At 55.3% G+C, this 17,787-nt stretch carries 17 protein-coding genes; 7 read left to right on the top strand and 10 right to left on the bottom strand.

What is annotated here, in order from left to right:
* Positions 1-36: 36 nt before the first annotated feature.
* Both ACOSDR_RS13035 and ACOSDR_RS13030 read right to left on the bottom strand, forming a co-directional pair.
* Positions 37-1,014, bottom strand: a complete 978-nt coding sequence (locus ACOSDR_RS13035; protein ID WP_420731544.1) for a PAS domain S-box protein — start codon at positions 1,012-1,014, stop codon at positions 37-39.
* Between the two features lie 185 nt (positions 1,015-1,199).
* The gene (locus ACOSDR_RS13030; RefSeq protein WP_420731543.1) at positions 1,200-2,774 is read right to left on the bottom strand and encodes a peptide chain release factor 3; all 1,575 of its coding nucleotides are present in this window, start codon (positions 2,772-2,774) and stop codon (positions 1,200-1,202) included.
* 139 nt (positions 2,775-2,913) lie between these two features.
* On the opposite strand from ACOSDR_RS13030, the gene ACOSDR_RS13025 reads away from it, so the two are divergent.
* The 7 genes from ACOSDR_RS13025 (at position 2,914) to ACOSDR_RS12995 (ending at position 10,300) form a co-directional block, all read left to right on the top strand.
* Positions 2,914-4,581 (top strand): hypothetical protein, encoded by a 1,668-nt coding sequence (locus ACOSDR_RS13025; RefSeq protein WP_420731542.1) that lies wholly within the window; start codon positions 2,914-2,916, stop codon positions 4,579-4,581.
* Positions 4,582-4,595: 14 nt separating this feature from the next.
* Entirely contained in the window at positions 4,596-5,207 is a 612-nt protein-coding gene (locus tag ACOSDR_RS13020) for a hypothetical protein (RefSeq protein ID WP_420731541.1), read from the top strand.
* A gap of 53 nt (positions 5,208-5,260) precedes the next feature.
* On the top strand, positions 5,261-5,638 hold the full coding sequence (locus tag ACOSDR_RS13015; RefSeq protein ID WP_420723889.1) for a hypothetical protein: 378 nt from the start codon (positions 5,261-5,263) through the stop codon (positions 5,636-5,638).
* A 42-nt stretch (positions 5,639-5,680) separates the two neighbouring features.
* Positions 5,681-6,586 (top strand): DMT family transporter, encoded by a 906-nt coding sequence (locus ACOSDR_RS13010; protein ID WP_420723888.1) that lies wholly within the window; start codon positions 5,681-5,683, stop codon positions 6,584-6,586.
* Between the two features lie 53 nt (positions 6,587-6,639).
* On the top strand, positions 6,640-7,650 hold the full coding sequence (locus tag ACOSDR_RS13005; protein WP_420723887.1) for an Ldh family oxidoreductase: 1,011 nt from the start codon (positions 6,640-6,642) through the stop codon (positions 7,648-7,650).
* A gap of 7 nt (positions 7,651-7,657) precedes the next feature.
* On the top strand, positions 7,658-8,896 hold the full coding sequence (locus tag ACOSDR_RS13000) for a Zn-dependent hydrolase (protein WP_420723886.1): 1,239 nt from the start codon (positions 7,658-7,660) through the stop codon (positions 8,894-8,896).
* 195 nt (positions 8,897-9,091) lie between these two features.
* Positions 9,092-10,300 (top strand): alpha/beta hydrolase, encoded by a 1,209-nt coding sequence (locus tag ACOSDR_RS12995; RefSeq protein WP_420723885.1) that lies wholly within the window; start codon positions 9,092-9,094, stop codon positions 10,298-10,300.
* Here the strand turns inward: ACOSDR_RS12995 and ACOSDR_RS12990 are convergent, their stop codons facing one another.
* From ACOSDR_RS12990 to ACOSDR_RS12955, 8 genes are read right to left on the bottom strand one after another with little or no spacing between them, the layout of a single operon-like run.
* A complete protein-coding gene (locus ACOSDR_RS12990; RefSeq protein ID WP_420723884.1) occupies positions 10,301-10,861 on the bottom strand; it encodes a DNA-3-methyladenine glycosylase I in 561 nt (186 codons plus the stop codon).
* 5 nt (positions 10,862-10,866) lie between these two features.
* A complete protein-coding gene (locus tag ACOSDR_RS12985) occupies positions 10,867-11,097 on the bottom strand; it encodes a DUF1467 family protein (protein ID WP_420723883.1) in 231 nt (76 codons plus the stop codon).
* A gap of 10 nt (positions 11,098-11,107) precedes the next feature.
* Positions 11,108-11,512, bottom strand: coding sequence for a methylmalonyl-CoA epimerase (gene mce / locus ACOSDR_RS12980; protein WP_420723882.1), 405 nt, complete (start codon positions 11,510-11,512; stop codon positions 11,108-11,110).
* Between the two features lie 23 nt (positions 11,513-11,535).
* Positions 11,536-13,212 (bottom strand): ribonuclease J, encoded by a 1,677-nt coding sequence (locus ACOSDR_RS12975; RefSeq protein WP_420723881.1) that lies wholly within the window; start codon positions 13,210-13,212, stop codon positions 11,536-11,538.
* Positions 13,209-13,985, bottom strand: a complete 777-nt coding sequence (locus ACOSDR_RS12970; RefSeq protein ID WP_420723880.1) for a type III pantothenate kinase — start codon at positions 13,983-13,985, stop codon at positions 13,209-13,211. The genes ACOSDR_RS12975 and ACOSDR_RS12970 overlap by 4 nt, the downstream gene beginning before the upstream one ends.
* Positions 13,986-14,003: 18 nt before the next feature.
* Positions 14,004-14,735, bottom strand: coding sequence for a biotin--[acetyl-CoA-carboxylase] ligase (locus ACOSDR_RS12965; protein WP_420731540.1), 732 nt, complete (start codon positions 14,733-14,735; stop codon positions 14,004-14,006).
* Between the two features lie 23 nt (positions 14,736-14,758).
* Complete coding sequence (gene nuoN, locus ACOSDR_RS12960) at positions 14,759-16,207, bottom strand: NADH-quinone oxidoreductase subunit NuoN (RefSeq protein ID WP_420723878.1); 1,449 nt, start codon at positions 16,205-16,207, stop codon at positions 14,759-14,761.
* 20 nt (positions 16,208-16,227) lie between these two features.
* Complete coding sequence (locus tag ACOSDR_RS12955; RefSeq protein ID WP_420723877.1) at positions 16,228-17,760, bottom strand: NADH-quinone oxidoreductase subunit M; 1,533 nt, start codon at positions 17,758-17,760, stop codon at positions 16,228-16,230.
* Between the last annotated feature and the right edge of the window lie 27 nt (positions 17,761-17,787).

Genomic DNA, 17,787 nt, shown 5'->3' with positions numbered 1-17,787 from the left:
CAGAAGATGTGTTGGACCTGTGAAACGGGGGTAGGCCTAGCCCCACCCTTCTGTGGTTCCCTTGCGGCGCGCACGCTGACTTGCGGTCTGAGTACGAGACGGAGGGGGAACAGCCGGCGCCGTTTTTGTTGGACGGGGCGGCGGAGTCCTTTTCTTGGCGGGAACCTCAGAGAAATTGCTGAGATCGAACTTTTCCCCACCGACCATGTCAAAATGTGCCATGGCTTCTTCAAATTTCTTTCCAAAATCATCCGTGTCTATCACGTCAGACAGGCTTAAAGCCGTCTCACTAATGTTCAAGTCCAAATTGCTGTGGCGTTCCTTCGTAACTTCCGCAATCCGGTTGGATAGTGACTTGGGATCAATGCCTTCATCCAGCAGCAGGGAGTATTTCCCCTTCCCAATCTGTCCAACGCCACTGCCACCAGCAGCCCAGGCGCGCATGGTATGAACCAATGTGTCATTCAAAGCTCTGGCGTCTTCAGGATTGATCGCATTTTCAACAGCGTCCCAACCAACATCATACATGGCCAGATTGACACCCTCGCCGGATTTTCGCGCCGCAACGCCCATCGCGGCCGAACTGTTGGCAAAATCAAGAACACTCATCGGCTGTTCTGGGATCAGGGCTTCTGAACGGCGCGACGCCAGCGGAACCCGCTTTATCGCCAGATGGTGAATGCCGCGCCGCTGTGGGCTGCTCATCCCCGACACGCTGACCTGATGAATCTGATCGCCGTCATGACGCAGGGTAATCAACCGATCCGATGCACGCCCCGTGACCTGAAGCTTTTTCAAAAATTCGGTCAGAACAACCCAATCTTCATCAGACGCCAAACCGGCAACTTTCGTGCCCATCAATTCATTCGTAGAATGCCCCAAAAGGCTTTTTACAGAACCCGATACGAATACAATAACCCCGTCCTGATCCACTTCCATCAAGACATCCGAGGCGGCAAAGGCAAAGGCGACGAAACGGTCCCGTTGCTCAACAAGCGATAATTCCGCAGCCATAATCCGCCAGCCTTCAAATCCCAAGAAATGAGGAGTCAGTATCCTGAAACACTACTTATTATGAATATGAGTTATATTTCTGAAAATCCTGTGATGCAATAGCGACAAAACATCGCGCGCAGCGAATTTACTATCCATGCCCCAACATATTCCAGCAACAGAGATTATTACCTAAAACGTATATTTTAAGAGCGTTCCTTAACCTTGGAAAACCTGACATCTGGATTGTTCTGCAATTGGTGATTCAGTTCCCAGTAATTCCGTGCCAAGAATACAGGTGCCCCATCGCGATCCGTCGACATCGCGCTGCGGATCGCGCCCATGAATTTATCCAACACGGCTGGATCATCCGCAGACACCCATCGCGCCGTCTCATAGGGGGCGGGTTCCAGTGTCACATTGATCCCATATTCAGCTTCAATCCGGGTTTGCAGTACGTCCAATTGCAACTGGCCGACAACACCCACGATCCAGTTCGCGCCCAATTCCGGCTTGAAGACCTGGGTCACGCCCTCTTCCGCAAGGCTTTCCAGCGCTTTCTTCAGATGCTTGCCCTTCATGGGATCATCCAGGCGCACGCGGCGCAGAATTTCCGGTGCGAAGTTCGGAATACCCGTGAAGCGCACATCTTCCGCTTCGCTGAGCGTATCGCCGACGCGCAGTGTGCCGTGATTCGGGACCCCGATAATGTCCCCCGGATAGGCTTCATCAGCGATTTCACGGTCCTGGGCAAAGAACAGGATCGGGTTATAGATCGCCATCGGTTTCCCCGACCGCACATGCTTCAGCTTCATGCCGCGCTTAAACTTGCCGGAACACAGGCGCACGAAGGCGATACGGTCCCGATGGTTCGGGTCCATATTGGCCTGAACCTTGAAGACAAACCCTGTCACCTTCTCTTCAGATGGGTCAATTGCACGCTTATCCGTCGGCAGGGATCGGGGCGGCGGAGAATACAGGCTGATCCCCGACAGCAAATGTCCGACACCGAAATTGCGCAAGGCACTGCCGAAATAGACCGGCGTCATATGCCCTTCCAGATAGGCTGTCAGATCAAATTCAGGACAGGCCGCGCGCACCAGTTCCGCCTCTTCCCGTAATTTGGAAAGTTGCGCTGCCGGAATTACATCGGCCAGCTTGGGATCATCCAGACCACCGACCTGTACCATCTCGGTCCGGTCTTCCCCCATCAGCAGTACGCGATCATTGATCAGGTCATAGCACCCTTTGAAGTCGCGCCCAGACCCGATTGGCCAGGCCACCGGGGCGACATCCAGCGCCAGTTCATCGGCGATCTGATCCATCAGTTCGAACGGGTCGCGGGCTTCCCGGTCCAGCTTATTGATAAAGGTCGCGATGGGCATGTCCCGCAGGCGACAGACTTCAAACAATTTTCGGGTCTGGGGTTCAATCCCCTTCGCGGCATCAATCACCATGACCGCACTGTCAACGGCTGTCAGCGTGCGATAGGTATCTTCAGAAAAATCTTCGTGGCCCGGCGTGTCCAACAGGTTGAAGATCACCCCGTCGCGGATAAAGGTCATGACCGACGTGGTAACCGAAATACCGCGTTGTTGTTCAATCTTCATCCAGTCAGACCGAGCGCGGCGGCGATCGCCCTTCGCCTTAACCTCCCCCGCCAGATGTATGGCACCGCCGCGCAGCAACAGTTTTTCCGTCAGCGTGGTCTTACCCGCATCCGGATGGCTGATGATCGCAAAGGTGCGCCGATGCGCGACCTGATCAGAGAGTTGAGACATTATCGGAACCTTATGATGTAACGGTGCGCTGTCTTAAAGCGCACGACCTTATGGATCAAGCAATGGAAATTCATCATATTCTTCCATTTGATAGTGTTTTGTGTATAATACTACTATTAAGAACTTTAGGCGGGTGCGGATGATGAAACGATATCTGGTCCTTAAAGTCATTTGTCGGGTTATCTTGCCTGCTGTGTTTCTGGCAGGATGCGGCGGCGTCCATATCTATGACGCGGAAAATCACGCTGTCGCAAAATCTGTCGTTACAAATAATGAAGCCGTCGACCTTACGACGATATTCAGCAACATTCGGGATAACCTCAATACGCTGCAAACCGCGGAAAAGCAGGTTCATCGCGATGTTCGCGCGCATATTGCGAAACGTCAGGTCTTTGAAATTCTTCGGGTCGACGCCGCCCTGCAAACAACCACACCGTTACATCATTGGTTATCTCCAACGTCTTTGAACGATGGTAATGGCACCAATGACCCAACCTCTTTCGTCGCGACACGTTTGACCCAGTTGGGGGTTCAGAATTCAACCCTTGATGAAGCAATGACGAAAATGAAAGTCGCAGCGACCGCCTATTCCACCTTGTTATCGCGCCTTGAACCATTTGAAACGAAAGGAGATGATTTCCTGAGAATACGGGTAAACATGGCCACTTTCGGCTGGCCCACCGAAACTGCACCCATTCCAAGCTGCGCCAATTTAATGTCGAACCCCCGTCCTGCATCCCTGCCGCAAGGCATTCTGGCGGATGCAAGCCCAGCCGCGCAGAACGCCATGCTGAGTTTTCTTCAAAGCTTGTATGACACCTGCAAATTAACCCAAACCCCTGAATTAAAAGAATTAAAAGAATTCGACGGAGAGATTGGGGAGGCCTTCAATACCTGGATGACGACCCTGGCATCGCTTGACGAGGTTGCTGCTACTGAAAAATCAACCAAGCAATCCATCAAACAATTGACTAAGGCGACCGCTGTAAAGCCATCGGAATCGTCCGTCGCGAAGTTGCAGGAAAAGGCCGAAGACGTTGGGAAACTTGTCGGCAAAGCGAATGATGCCCTGGGGAAACTGGGGGAAGATCTGGCCTTTTCCGAAGAACGCATTGACGCGATCAACACCGTCCTGATCGCCTTCAAAACCGGCTCCAGCGATGTCTCAACAACATCCGCAGCGGGGGCGGAGAATGAAACCCTGCGACAGGCAGTAATTGTCGCTGCCGGTTTGCCCGCCATCGGAACAGATATTGAAACCCTACAGGACATTCTGAACCGACCCGAAGGCCGCGCACTGCTGCTTGCGCAATTAACACAGGAACAGCTGCGGCTGGATCACCTAAAAGCCCGCAAGGCGCTGTTGGAAACACGGGCAACGGCCGCACGCGGTCGATTGGAGGCATTGCTGCGCGAGGTTGTCCTGTATCGAAATGGATATGACGCCCTGACGAACCATGGCGGCGCGCTGGCAAATGCATCATTGACCCAGATTCTTGATGCACCCAACGGCCGCGATAAGATCTATGCGACGCGCGGCATCACATCCTTTGTCCAGGCACAAACAATCGCAAGAGCCGACGCCACCAGTTTTGAAATGAGCCTGGTGGATATACAGCATCGCGAAGTGGTGCTGTTGAATGAATATGCCGCAAAATCCTGGAAGGCCCTGATCGATGGCCCCATCGGAGAAATCGCAACCTATTGGGAAGGCGGGATCAAGCCGGAAACCCTTGCGGATCTGGCCGTTGGACTTGGACAGATTGCGACCTTCGGCTTCATCGGCGTCAAAGCCGTGGATGATTAAGGAGAAACCGCCCTATGCGCATCCTATGTCGTTTTATCATGTCTTTCGGGTTCGGACTTTTGGCATTGGGTCTGGCGGGCTGTTCCAATTCCGAACCCGTGCGAAATCTTTCGGTGACGACGGGAGACACCGCAACCGCCCTGGCGGGATCCATGGGGGACATCAAACAAACCGCACTACAGCAGGGCAAGGACCGCGCCGCCAGTATTGCCCGGCTGCGCACAACATTGCAGGAAACCGAACAGGACTTCGAACGCGAGCGAAAGGAAGTCTTTGCGCTGGGTGGAAAACAGGAACAGCTGATCTACACCAATTTAGACAAGGTGTTTAAGATTGCCGAAGAACTCAACCTGAACGAATTTCGTTTCGAAACTGTCTGGTCAGAAACAAATACGCAATTGGTCGGCTCTCTCGGTCCCATCAACAATGGCGGTGCGGATCTGATCAAAGTTGCCGAAGGCCTGTATGGCTTGGGCAAGCAGCGAAAGACGACGGATCAGATCAAGTTTCTGTTCGCCTTCGGCAAAACATTGAAAAAAGAAATCGACACCCGACGGGATGCCCTGGAAGCCCAACAGAAACCAGGACCTGAAATAGAGTCTTCCACCGTCGCAGCCCTGCAATGAAAGATTCGAAATAGCAAACGCAGTCTCGCTTAAACACTACAGGGGGAACGACAATGCCAATGTCTCAAGAAGACACACTTATACTGGCCGCTAAAATAACCGCCGCAGCAACCAGAGTCCGTGCCTTGATGGCGGAACTATCAAAATGGTTGGTTCTCAACCCAAATGATGCGGGTCGTAACAAGATACAGATCGAGCGGCTTGAATTGGCCGCTGACTTGCAAAAGCTGGAGGCGCGATTGCAGATCCTTATGGATCATCACAGTGTTCTGCAGCCACCGACCCAAGCACAAATCGACGCCATTGGTCGCGCGACAGAGGAGGTGAGCCAGTTAAACGCCCAGCAAGCCAGCGCCGATGCGTTGATCAGTGCCTCGAACAAGGTGATTAACATCGTCAAAGCGGTCAACGCCGCGGTGCCGAAACCATAAACACCCGTTGAGCCGGGCGCATTTTCAGTATATGCCCGGATCATGACCGACAAAACTGACAACCCCACCAAGGGTATCCTGATGATTGTAATGGCGATGTTTATCTTCGCCTGTCAGGACACTGTGACCAAGCAATTGGCCCAAACCTATGACGCGCCACAGATATTATGGGTGCGGTTTTTGTTTTTCGGGGTTTTCGCGGTCATCCTCAGCAGTTGGAACCAGCCGCTGAAACAAGTCGTCAAGGCACATCGACCCTGGTTGCAGATTGTCCGGTCTCTGCTGATTGTACTGGAAATCAGTGCCTTCGTTCTGGCAATCCGCGTTCTGTCGCTGGCGGAAACACATGCCCTTTTTGCCAGCTTCCCGCTGATGGTGACGGCCATGTCCGCCTTGATCTTGCGGGAAAGAGTCGGCATTCGGCGCTGGGCTGCGGTCCTTGTGGGGTTTTCGGGCGTGCTGATCATCCTAAGGCCCGGCTTTGGCGTATTCCAATTGGAATCCCTGATCGCGCTATCCGCCGCCTTGATGTTTTCCATCTATCACGTGCTGACCCGCATCGTTAGCCGGAATGACAGTTCCAACACCTCCATGCTGTATATGGCTGTGATCGGTGCGGCGATCATGACCTGTATCGGGCCCCTGTATTGGATTGAACCAACGCCCCAAGCCTGGCGTCTGCTGGCGCTATTGTCGCTGACCGGGGCGGTGGGGCACCTGCTTTTGATCAAGGCCCTGGAATGTGCCCCGGCCTCTGTCCTGCAACCGTTCAATTTCACATTGTTGGTCTGGGCAACGTTGATGGGCTATATCGTGTTTAATAATCTGCCCGATATGTGGACCTTGATCGGCGGCGCGGTCGTTGTCGCCAGCGGGCTTTACACAATCTATCGGGAACGCCAGCGCAATGTTCCAGAAGTCCCCCCCGAAATTCGCGTAAAGCCCTGACAAATGCTGTGACGCCCGATAGGCTGCCTTATTAATCAAGAGGAGCCCGCAGTATGAGCGACACCGTAACGTTAAGCCTGACCGAAGCCACCACCCTTTCCACCGCCGCCCTGACCGCCAATGGCGCAGATGCAGAGAATGCCCGCGCCGTCACTGATATTATGATCCGGGCGGAACGGGATCGCTGCGCCAGTCATGGATTGTTCCGCCTGCCGGGCTATTGCGCCTCTTTAAAAAGCGGAAAGGTCAAGGGAACGGCGCGCCCTATCGCCTCTGAAATTGCGCCTGGCGCGGTCCGCGTGACGGGCGACGGCGGCTTTGCACCCCTTGCCCTGGAAGTTGGGCTTCCCGTCCTTGCGAAGAAGGCAAAGTCTCAGGGGATTGCCGGAATGGGGCTGGTGGATATCTATCACTTTGCCGCCCTATGGCCGGAGGTTGAGACCCTGGCGGAACAGGGCCTATGTGCCTTCGCCTTCACACAGGCCTCCCCCATGGTCGCGCCGGCTGGGGGGATCAAACCCTTCTTTGGCACCAATCCGATGGCCTTTGCCTGGCCGCGCCCCGGCAAGGACCCTTATGTCTTTGATCAGGCCTCCGCAGCGATGGCGCGCGGGGATGTGATGATCCATGCACGCGACGGGCATCCCGTCCCCCCGGGAACAGGGATTGATGTTGATGGGAACCCAACCACGGACCCGGCAGAAGTCCTGAAAGGCGCACAATCCCCCTTCGGCGGATACAAAGGGTCGAATATCGCCCTGATGGTCGAATTGCTGGCGGGCGGCCTGATTGGATCGGTCTTTTCCGCTGAGGCTGGCCGATTGGACAACAAGGATGGCGGCCCCCCGATTGGCGGCGAATTCATCATGGCGATTGACCCATCCCATTTCGGCGACGCGGATCATTGGGCGCAGCATTGCGAGGCTTTGTTCAGTGAATTGACTGCGATGGATGGCGTACGCCTGCCCGGACAGCGCCGCCGCAAGGCCCGCACGGAGACACCGACCACCGGTATCGTCCTGCCGCGCTCTCTGGTCGATACGATCAACGGGCTGGCGGGATGACACTAAAATGAGAAACCATCCCAGCCTGCCGATTGATGCGGACCGCCTGTGGCGCAGCCATGAAGAGATGGGGCAATTGGGTGCAACCCCGAAAGGCGGGGTCAATCGCCAGGCCCTGACCGCCCAGGATCAACAGGCCCGCGCGCTGTTCACCCAGTGGGCACAGGCGGCAGGATGCATCGTTGAGACCGATTGTGTTGGCAATCTGTTTGCCCGGCGTCTGGCGCGTGATCCCGATCTGCCTGCCGTTTGCACCGGCAGCCATTTGGATACCCAGCCCACGGGCGGAAAATATGATGGTGCCTATGGTGTTCTGGCCGGGCTGGAAATTCTTCGCGCCCTGAATGATGCGGGAATTGAAACCGAACGCAGTATTGAGGTCGTCGCCTGGACGAATGAGGAAGGAACCCGCTTTGCCCATAGCGGATCCGCGTTGTTCGCGGGAAAGGCCGATCTGGAACAGGCCTATAATGCGACAGACCCAACCGGCATACGATTTGAAGACGCGCTGACCGCGATCGAGGCAAAAGGCCCCCTGCCTTTAGGCAACCGCCCTTATGACAGTCTGTTCGAAGCCCATATCGAACAAGGTCCGATCCTGGAACGAGAAGGTTATTCGGTTGGCATTGTCACCGGGGCCCGCAGTCAGGTGCGCTATGATGTGACCGTGTCCGGCGCAGAGGGCCATGCCGGGACGATGCCAATGACGATGCGCCAGGACGCCCTGACTGCCGCCGCACGCCTGGTCGTGGCGCTGGAAAAGATTGGTCAGGATCACCCGCCCCAGGGTGTGTGCACCGTAGGGGCCCTGAGCGTATATCCCAATTCCAGAAACACCATCCCGGGCACCGTCACGTTTTCCATAGATCTGCGCCATCCAACGCAAGACGGAATCACAGCAATGCGGGCTGCGATCGACGATGCCATGCAGACGGAGCAAGCAAAGGGGAAAGTGACTGTTTGCTGGACAATACTGGATCAGGAACCTCCCCTGACTTTTGATCAGGATCTTGTGGCGCTGTTGAAGGCGGGGGCGGCGTCTTTGGATATCCCGGTGATGGATATCTTTTCCATGGCCGGTCACGATGCCTGTTACCTGTCGCAAGACCAACCAACCGCAATGGTCTTTGTCCCTTGCAAGGATGGCATCAGCCATAATGAACTGGAATCCGCCACCGCAGAAGACCTGGCCGCCGGGGTCGAAGTCCTGGCCAGCGCCATCCTGGCCCGGGCGATGCAACGCTGACGGGACATCAATGGGTCGGTGGCGTGCCCTGCGCAACAGTCCGAATTTCGCAACCAGATAATTTATTGGGTGCCGCGGATTGCCGTACACCAGGCATGAGTATACACCTTGATAAGATAGACGTGTGTGCGACTTTCCGGTCTATGGATCGGCATGTCGCACTCTTTCCGCGACCCTTCTCTTCGGGAGTTTCTGATGCATTTCACTTGGCGTGACCAACCCGCCCCTGCGGTCCAGGCTGACCCCGAACACACAGCCGTCACTGCTACATCAGGCCCGATTGATGGTCAGACCCTGGCGAATAGCGTTCTGGATGCGGCACGGGCGTTGGGCCTGGACCTGGCGCGACAGGGTGCGGCGCCCCCCCATATCCGCACCCTGACGATCACGACCCCGGACCCGGATGCATTTGACGCGGCCCTGCCGGAAATCGATCTGTTATACCGTGAAATTCTGGGGGGAAACTTCGGGGATATCGCCTTGGTCAAGGGCGATTCCGTGACCTTCACGGCTGTTGCCCATGTGCCACCCGCCTCTAAGGATCCAGTCTATCTGGATTATGATGCAGCCAAACTTTCAATGGAATACAGCCCGCGTGTTTCTGTGCCAGAAGCAGCCCAGATCATGGCCGCCTGGCGTGTGGACGGCACCGCGCATCAAAAAACCCGTACCGCGGAAATCAGCTATGGGCCGGACAGCGCCCACACAATAGACCTATACCTTCCACAGGGGATCAAGAATGCCCCCTTGCATGTTTATATTCACGGGGGCTATTGGCAGGCACTGGACAAAAAGGACAATGCGCACCTTTGCAAAAAAATTGTAGAGGCTGGAATTGCGGTCGCCGCCTTGAACTATCCCCTGTGCCCGCCCGCCAGCATCGGTGATATCGTCACGGACTGCCGCACCGCCCTGGCGCATTTGTATCAGACGGCGGATCGGAACGGATATGATGCGGACTGGATCACAATTTCCGGCCATTCCGCCGGGGGGCATCTGGTCGCAATGTTGGCCGCCACCCATTGGCCGCAGATTGATCCAGATCTTCCACGCGACCTGATTAAGGGTACCGTTTCAATTTCTGGCCTGTTTGACCTGGAGCCATTGCGCCATATCGGGCTGAACAATGCCCTGCGTCTGACGGAAGAGGATGCCCGCACACTCAGCCCTATATTGCTCAATCTGGTATCCAATGCGCCATTTGTTGCGGCTGTTGGCGGTGCGGAAAGTGACGAATTTCGCCGGCAAAGCCAGGATTACGCCGACCATTGGCGCGACCGCCGCAAAGATATCGACTATCTGGAACTGCCGAATCTGAACCATTTCACGGTGGTTGAAGCGCTGGCTGACACGCACTCCCTGCTTTACAAGAAAGTGGTAGAGATCGCCAAACCCAAGGCGTGATCAGGGTTCCTGATAGAATGCCAGGCCTTGCGCCCGCCAGGGTGGGGATAGGGCGGTGAGTTTCTGATAGGCAGGACAGTCTTCCCGATGGGTTCCGGGCAGATATCCGATAGACATCAAAAACTCGTTGGTGATTTCGCCCCCGGTAAATTTGAAAGTCTTCTTAAACAGTTTCACCCATTGAGATTTCGTCAACGGATGCTGGCCGGCGATCCAATTTGCAAAACTGCCGTGACTGCCGCGCAGCTGTTGAATGACCTGCGCATTATGGATCGCGGCGTTCACCTTCAAGCGATTGCGCACGATCATGGGGTCATTCAGCAACCGGACAATATCCTCATCCCCGTACTGGGCGACCGTATCGACATCAAAGCCGTGGAAGGCCGCGTTCAGCCCTTCCCGCTTCTTCAGGATCAGGCCCCAATTCAATCCGGCCTGCATGATTTCCATGACCAGACGTTCGAACAACCGACGCTCGTCAGTTTCCGGGAAGCCATATTCCGTATCATGGTAGTCCCCGTGTACCGGGTCCCCAATCGCATAATCGCAATACCAGCCCATCGATCCTACACCAAATGAACGTGAATCACGTCGGCCGCCACCCAATAGGCAAACAGGATGACGAAGGCTGCCAGGGTCGACCACAGGGCCTTTTTTCCGATCATATGGTTAACCGGCGCACCGACATCATGCCCTTCTTTCGGGTTGTCATCCCGCTGCACCCCAATCGGCAAGACGATAAAAAACACCAGCCACCATGCGATAATGTACACAACGATAAAGGATGCGATGCTCATAGCCCCTGCCTTACACCTGTTCCAGTTCCACTAATGTGCCACAGAAGTCCTTGGGATGCAGGAACAAGACCGGTTTGCCATGGGCCCCGATCTTCGGCTCTCCGCTGCCCAGTACCCGCGCACCATCCGCCTGCAATTTATCGCGGGCTGCTATGATGTCTTCTACCTCATAACAAATATGATGCATGCCGCCGGATGGATTGCTTTGCAGGAACTTTGCGATTGGAGAGTCATTCCCAAAGGGATGTAAAAGCTCAATCTTGGTATTGGGCAAGTTGACAAAAACCGTCGTCACACCATGTTCTGGCAGATCATGCGGATCAGAAACGTCACCACCCAATGTATCGCGATACACCGCACTGGCTGCCGCCAAATCCGGCACTACGATAGCGACATGATTTAGTTTTCCAATCATCGCAACTCTCCCATCTAATCCATTCAAACTCTTAACAAATGCACGTCTACCTGCGGGCGACGCCGGGTCATTGCCTGCAGCTTCCTGCGCAGTGCGATTCGCACGGCCTCGACCACCTGACCGTCATCTTTCAATTGGGCCTTGGACAGATTCTCTACCGTTTCTTCGGCCAGATCCAGCAGATCATCCCATTCCGGCCCGTCGGAATCCAGCAAGCCCGCCAGGGTCAACTGCGCCTCATCCGCCAGACGACCGGACTTATCCAGGGCGATAGAAACCACCGCAGCCCCATTCTGTGCCAACCGCTTGCGTTGGCGAATCGATCCATGATCCATGGGAATCAAACGATCCCCATCCACCGCCAGACGACCGGAATAGACCTGATCAATCACTTCCGCGCCGTTATTGGTCAGGCTCATCAACATCCCGTTCTGGGCCACAATGCCATGGGGTACCTGACAGCTTTGCGCCAATCTAGCATGGGCCAGAAGATGCCGGTGTTCGCCATGAACCGGGACGGCCACCTGAGGGCGTATCCAGGAATACATATCCGCCAATTCATCCCTGTTTGGATGGCCCGATGCATGAATTTCCGCATCATTGGCGGTGATGATTGTACACCCCAATTCAGTCAGAGAATTCTGCAATTCGCCAATCGACACCTCATTGCCCGGTATCTCGCGGCTGGAGAATATCACCGTATCCCCCTGCCCCAGCTTGATATTCTGATGATCCCCTCGGGCGATTCGGGCCAGGGCGGCGCGTGGCTCCCCCTGACTGCCGGTGCAGATCCACAGAACCTTCTCTGCTGGCAGGCGGGACGCCGCCTCATCATTCAGGAAAGGCGGCAAATCCTGTAAATAGCCGCATTCGCGGGCGCATTCATTCATGCGCCATAAGGACCGACCCGCCAATGCCGGTTGACGGCCACAGGCAATCGCCGCCTTGGCCGCGCTTTCCAGGCGCGCAACATTGGATGCGAAACAGGCAATCGCAACGCCACCCTGACAGTCGCGCACCACATCCACCAGATTCTTGCGCACATCCCCTTCGGATCCGCTGCGCCCGGAATTCAGCGAATTGGTCGAATCACAGACCATGGCCATCACGCCTTCTTCCCCGATGGCGATCAAGCGGGCCTCGTCCGTCGTCGGACCAACCTGTGGATCGGGATCCAGCTTCCAATCGCCAGTATGCAGGACAACCCCGGCAGATGTCCGGATTGCCAAAGCATTGGGTTCGGGAATGGAATGGGTCAGGGTGATCAGTTCAATATTGAACGGACCAACATCGAAAGTGCCTGACATCGGCACTTCGATAATTTCCACCTTTCGACCAAAATCAACCTCAGTCAATTTCCGGCGCAGAACCGCTGCAGTAAAGGGCGTCGCGTAGATCGGGCATTTCAATTTGGGCCAAAGATACTGAACAGCGCCTAAATGATCCTCATGCGCATGGGTCAGAACAAGCCCGCACAAATCTTCGATACGCTCCTCAATAAAGGCCGGATCCGGCATGATCACATCAATGCCAGGGGTTCGCTCATCACCAAAGGTGATGCCACAATCCACCATCAACCATTTTTCATCATGTCCATACAGGTTCAGATTCATCCCGATCTCGCCCGTGCCGCCCAGCGGCAGGAACAGGAACTCATCAGGACCCGGTGTGTCCGTGTCGCGGAAACCAGGCGCGGTCATACAATACCCCCGTTCCGCTGATAGATTTCAACAAGTCCACGCAGGGTCAGGGATCGATCCGTATGTTCAATAACATCCGTGCGTTCGGCGAATAGCTCTGCCAATCCACCGGTACCAATAACTTTCATATCTTCTCCATATTCACGGCGGATTCGGTCCACCATGCCTTCAATCATACTGACATAGCCCCAGAAAATACCCGATTGCATGGCATGCACCGTGGACTTTCCGATCACTGTCTCTGACGGCGCAACCTCCACAAGGGGCAACTTGGCTGAGGCCAGATACAAGGCCTCTAATGACAAGCGTATCCCTGGTGAAATTACACCGCCGCGATAATTTCCATCTCCGTCAACCACATCAAATGTTGTGGCCGTGCCAAAATCGATACAAATCAATGGCCCGCCATAGGTGCGATGCGCTTCTACCGCATTCACCAGACGATCCGCCCCGGCCTGTTCCGGTCGGTCGATCAAGACCTGAATCCCCAATTCCACACCGGGATCACCAATAACGATTGGTTCACCGTCGAAATAACGCCGGCACAGGCTTACCAGATTGAATTCGGTTTCCGGTACCACCGACCCGATCACCGTGCCCGTGATTTTCGTGTGATCCAGCCCGTTTAACGTCATCAACTCACTCAGCCAGACGATATACTCATCTGCGGTGCGTTTTGGATCATTGGCGCAACGAAAGGCCTTTACGAAATCTGTCCCATCAAACACGCCAAAGACAACATTTGTATTGCCGGAATCAATTGCAAGCAGCATTCACGTCATCCTTCAATATCACGCAAAAAATACATCGCCGGCAGAGATACTGTGTCGCGTGCCCGCCTTATCCAGAACGACCAATGCGCCATCTGCATCCAATGTCTCAAACCGCCCGACAATTTCCTTTGATGTCAGGCGTACACGAATGTCCTGACCGCGCCCATGCGCCTTGTCCAGCCAGGCGGCGTGAATAGATGTGGCTCCCTGTTTATGCCAAATTCCGCGCCAATGGTCGATTCCTTCCAGCACACTGCGGCACAGTGTATCTGCTCCATGGGGATAAGCCTCCTGCGCCACATGTGTCACGGGATAAGGCGCATCCTGTGGATGGTGGGCCACATTGACCCCCATGCCAATCAATATCCACGGGGCTGCTGAGGGACCGCCTGCCTCCAGCAGGATGCCTGCCGTCTTCTTGCCCCCGATCAGGACATCATTAGGCCATTTCAAGGTGACGTCGGGCAGGCCGATTGCATCATAAAGCGCAAGCGCTGCTGCAAAGGAAAGCTGTGCACAATCTGCCAGGGGGCGATCCTCCCGCAACAGCAATGTCATATACAGATTGCCGGCCTCTGATACCCATTGGCGGCCAAATCGCCCGCGACCGCCGGTTTGAATATCCGCCCGGACAACGGTTCTGTCGGGGGCATCATGGTCGGCCAGATCCCGGGCGATATCCATCGTCGATCCAACCACCTGGAACCGCTGAACGGACCAACCGGGCGGATAGAGCGTTGTTTCAGTCACTGGCGTGTGGCACGGGCGCTGGATCAACCAGCGAACAAGGACGTCGCCGCGTAAGCTGCGTAGTCCGCCAGAGTCTGAGGCAACAGGATAAAGACCAGGATCGCCAGCGACGATACCAGCAATATTCCCTTCATCGCACGCCCTTCCATCGCATCCAGCGTTTCATCCGCTTCGTCAAAATACATGACCTTGATGATGCGCAGGTAATAGAAGGCGCTGACAACACTGGTAACGGCTCCGATGACCGCCAGATAGATCAATCCCGCATCAATTGCCGCACTGAAGACAAAGAACTTCCCAAAGAACCCTGCCAGTGGCGGAATGCCCGCCATGGAGAACATGAAGATCATCAGCGCAAGCGCCATGCCCGGTCGTGTCTTTGACAGACCAGCCAGATCAGAGATGTTTTCAACCATCCTGTCCTTGACCTTCATGGACAGGATAATGGCGAAGGTTCCGACATTCATCGCCAGATAGATTGCCATATACATCATGACAGCCCCGGCCCCGGCCTCGGTCCCCGCCGCCAAGCCCATCAGGGCATAGCCGACATGGCCGATGGAGGAATAGGCCATCAGACGCTTGATATTGGTCTGTGCAATGGCGGCAAAGGCCCCAAGGATCATGGAGGCGACGGAAATCATCCAGATGATCTGCTGCCATTCCGCGATCAGGTCCCCGAACGGGCCCAGCATGACACGCAGAATAAGCGCCATCGCCGCGATCTTGGGGGCAACCGCAAAAAAGGCGGTCACAGATGTCGGGGCGCCTTCATAAACGTCTGGCGTCCACATATGGAAAGGGACGGCGGAAATCTTGAACGCCAACCCGGCCGACAGGAAGACAAGACCAACAATCAGGCCCGTCGGCGCGGCATCCATATTGGCCATTTCCTGCGCCAATGCGGTGAAACTAGTGGTTCCGGCAAAGCCATAGATAAGCGAACAGCCATACAGCAACAGGCCGGAACTTAAGGCGCCCAGCACGAAATACTTCAAACCGGCCTCTGTCGAGCGCAACTGGTCACGCTGAAACGCGGCGACGACATACAGCGACAGGCTTTGCAATTCCAGGCCGATATACAGCGACATCAGGTCATTTGCTGAAACCATCATCAGCATGCCCAAAGTCGCAAAACACAGCAGGATCGGATATTCAAACCGGGCCATGCCTTCGCGCCGGATATAGCGATCGCTCATCACCAGACCACAAAGGGCCGCGATCAGCACAAGAAGTTTCATATAGACGGCGAAACTGTCGACAATGAACAATCCGCCAAAGCCGACACGATTGTCTGTCCCGGTTATGACCACCAATACGGCCGTGCCCAGCAACACCAGGATCGCCAGAAAGGAAACACGGCCCAGGGCTTTCTTGGCATCAGAAAAGACGCCAACCATCATCAGCGCCATCACGCTGGCGGCCAATGCGATTTCCGGTAGGGCCGGTGCGAATGCGGAGGTTTCGAACATACTAGGTCTCCCCCCTCTTTCTATTGGTTACCGGTAACCAGCGCGGCACCCGATTGGGCCGCGGCCAGTGCCGCATCATAATTTTCCACCAAATTCGTCACTGACACCTCAATCGGATCCAGGAAGGTCGATGGGTATATCCCCATCCACAGGGTCAGAATGATCAGCGGAACAAAGATCGCGATCTCTCGCGGGCTCATATCCAACATGCCTTTGACATCATCCTTTGTCAGCGCCCCAAAGACGACCCGGCGATACAGATACAGCATATAGGCTGCCCCCAGGATCATCCCCGTCGCCAGGAAGGCCGCGACATAGGTGTTGTGTTCAAACGCCCCATACAGGATCAGGAATTCCCCAACAAAACCGCTGGTACCCGGCAGGCCGACTGAGGCCATAGTGAACAGCATGAACACCAGGGCATAGCGCGGCATATTGGTCGCCAGCCCGCCATAGCGGGAAATCTCGCGGGTGTGCAGCCGGTCATAGACCACGCCCACGCACAGGAACAGCGCGCCAGAGACCAGACCATGGCTCAACATCTGAATGATCGACCCCGCAATCGCTGTTTCATTCATGGAGAATATCGCCGCCGTCACAAAGCCCATATGTGCGATGGAGGAATAGGCGATCAGCTTCTTCATATCCTCCTGCACCAGGGCCACCAAAGAGGTGTAAACAACCGCGATGCAAGACAGCGTGAAAACCAGTGGCGCATAGGCTTCGGACGCCAACGGCAACATTGGGATGGAGAATCTCAGGAAACCATAGCCCCCCATCTTCAACAACACGCCGGCCAGAATAACAGACCCCGCCGTTGGTGCTTCAACATGGGCATCTGGCAACCAGGTATGAACCGGCCACATCGGCACTTTCACAGCGAAACTTGCGAAGAAGGCCAGCCAGAGGATCATCTGCAGGTCACGCGGGAACTGTGTCGTCATCAATGTGGGAATATCGGTCGTTCCCCCCGCGCCGTAATACATGGCGATGATTGCGACCAGCATCAGGATAGATCCCAGCAGCGTATACAGGAAGAACTTGAACGCCGCATAAATCCGACGCCCGCCGCCCCAGACACCGATGATCAGGAACATCGGCAACAGAACACCTTCGAAGAAGATGTAGAATACCAGCATGTCCAGGGCGCAGAACATGCCAACCATCATGGTTTCCAGTACCAGGAAGGCGATCATGTATTCACGCACGCGCACTTTGATGGAGCGCCAGCTTGCCAGGATACACAGCGGCGACAACAGGGTCGACAGCAACACGAACCAGATCGAAATCCCGTCCACGCCCATCTTATAGCCAATCCCAACCGATTCCAGCCAGGGCTGATATTCAACCAGTTGGAAATCAGCGGAGGACCCGTCAAAATTAGCCAGCACCAGCAAGGACAACAGAAAGGTTGTCACCGAAGCGACAAACGCAACCCATCGGGCATTGCGTGCCACTTCTTCTGGCGTGCCACGGATGATCATGACGAACAGCGCCCCAACCAAAGGAGCGAATGTCGTCAAACTGAGAAGAGGAAACGAGGCTTCCGACATTTTGAGGTTCGGTCCCTTCCCGACGGC

This window comes from Hwanghaeella sp. 1Z406, from assembly GCF_048892425.1.
Lineage (GTDB): Bacteria > Pseudomonadota > Alphaproteobacteria > UBA8366 > Aestuariispiraceae > Pacificispira.
The sequence above is the reverse complement of the archived record's forward strand: the minus strand, read 5'-3'. Positions and strand labels throughout refer to the sequence as shown.

What these genes read in the sequence shown, in the direction of transcription:
- ACOSDR_RS13035 (WP_420731544.1), bottom strand. Translation starts at nt 1,014, where the DNA reads ATGGCTGCGGAATTATCGCTTGTTGAGCAACGGGACCGTTTCGTCGCC.
- ACOSDR_RS13030 (WP_420731543.1), bottom strand. Translation starts at nt 2,774, where the DNA reads ATGTCTCAACTCTCTGATCAGGTCGCGCATCGGCGCACCTTTGCGATC.
- ACOSDR_RS13025 (WP_420731542.1), top strand. Translation starts at nt 2,914, where the DNA reads ATGATGAAACGATATCTGGTCCTTAAAGTCATTTGTCGGGTTATCTTG.
- ACOSDR_RS13020 (WP_420731541.1), top strand. Translation starts at nt 4,596, where the DNA reads ATGCGCATCCTATGTCGTTTTATCATGTCTTTCGGGTTCGGACTTTTG.
- ACOSDR_RS13015 (WP_420723889.1), top strand. Translation starts at nt 5,261, where the DNA reads ATGCCAATGTCTCAAGAAGACACACTTATACTGGCCGCTAAAATAACC.
- ACOSDR_RS13010 (WP_420723888.1), top strand. Translation starts at nt 5,681, where the DNA reads ATGACCGACAAAACTGACAACCCCACCAAGGGTATCCTGATGATTGTA.
- ACOSDR_RS13005 (WP_420723887.1), top strand. Translation starts at nt 6,640, where the DNA reads ATGAGCGACACCGTAACGTTAAGCCTGACCGAAGCCACCACCCTTTCC.
- ACOSDR_RS13000 (WP_420723886.1), top strand. Translation starts at nt 7,658, where the DNA reads ATGAGAAACCATCCCAGCCTGCCGATTGATGCGGACCGCCTGTGGCGC.
- ACOSDR_RS12995 (WP_420723885.1), top strand. Translation starts at nt 9,092, where the DNA reads ATGCATTTCACTTGGCGTGACCAACCCGCCCCTGCGGTCCAGGCTGAC.
- ACOSDR_RS12990 (WP_420723884.1), bottom strand. Translation starts at nt 10,861, where the DNA reads ATGGGCTGGTATTGCGATTATGCGATTGGGGACCCGGTACACGGGGAC.
- ACOSDR_RS12985 (WP_420723883.1), bottom strand. Translation starts at nt 11,097, where the DNA reads ATGAGCATCGCATCCTTTATCGTTGTGTACATTATCGCATGGTGGCTG.
- mce (WP_420723882.1), bottom strand. Translation starts at nt 11,512, where the DNA reads ATGATTGGAAAACTAAATCATGTCGCTATCGTAGTGCCGGATTTGGCG.
- ACOSDR_RS12975 (WP_420723881.1), bottom strand. Translation starts at nt 13,212, where the DNA reads ATGACCGCGCCTGGTTTCCGCGACACGGACACACCGGGTCCTGATGAG.
- ACOSDR_RS12970 (WP_420723880.1), bottom strand. Translation starts at nt 13,985, where the DNA reads ATGCTGCTTGCAATTGATTCCGGCAATACAAATGTTGTCTTTGGCGTG.
- nuoN (WP_420723878.1), bottom strand. Translation starts at nt 16,207, where the DNA reads ATGTTCGAAACCTCCGCATTCGCACCGGCCCTACCGGAAATCGCATTG.
- ACOSDR_RS12955 (WP_420723877.1), bottom strand. Translation starts at nt 17,760, where the DNA reads ATGTCGGAAGCCTCGTTTCCTCTTCTCAGTTTGACGACATTCGCTCCT.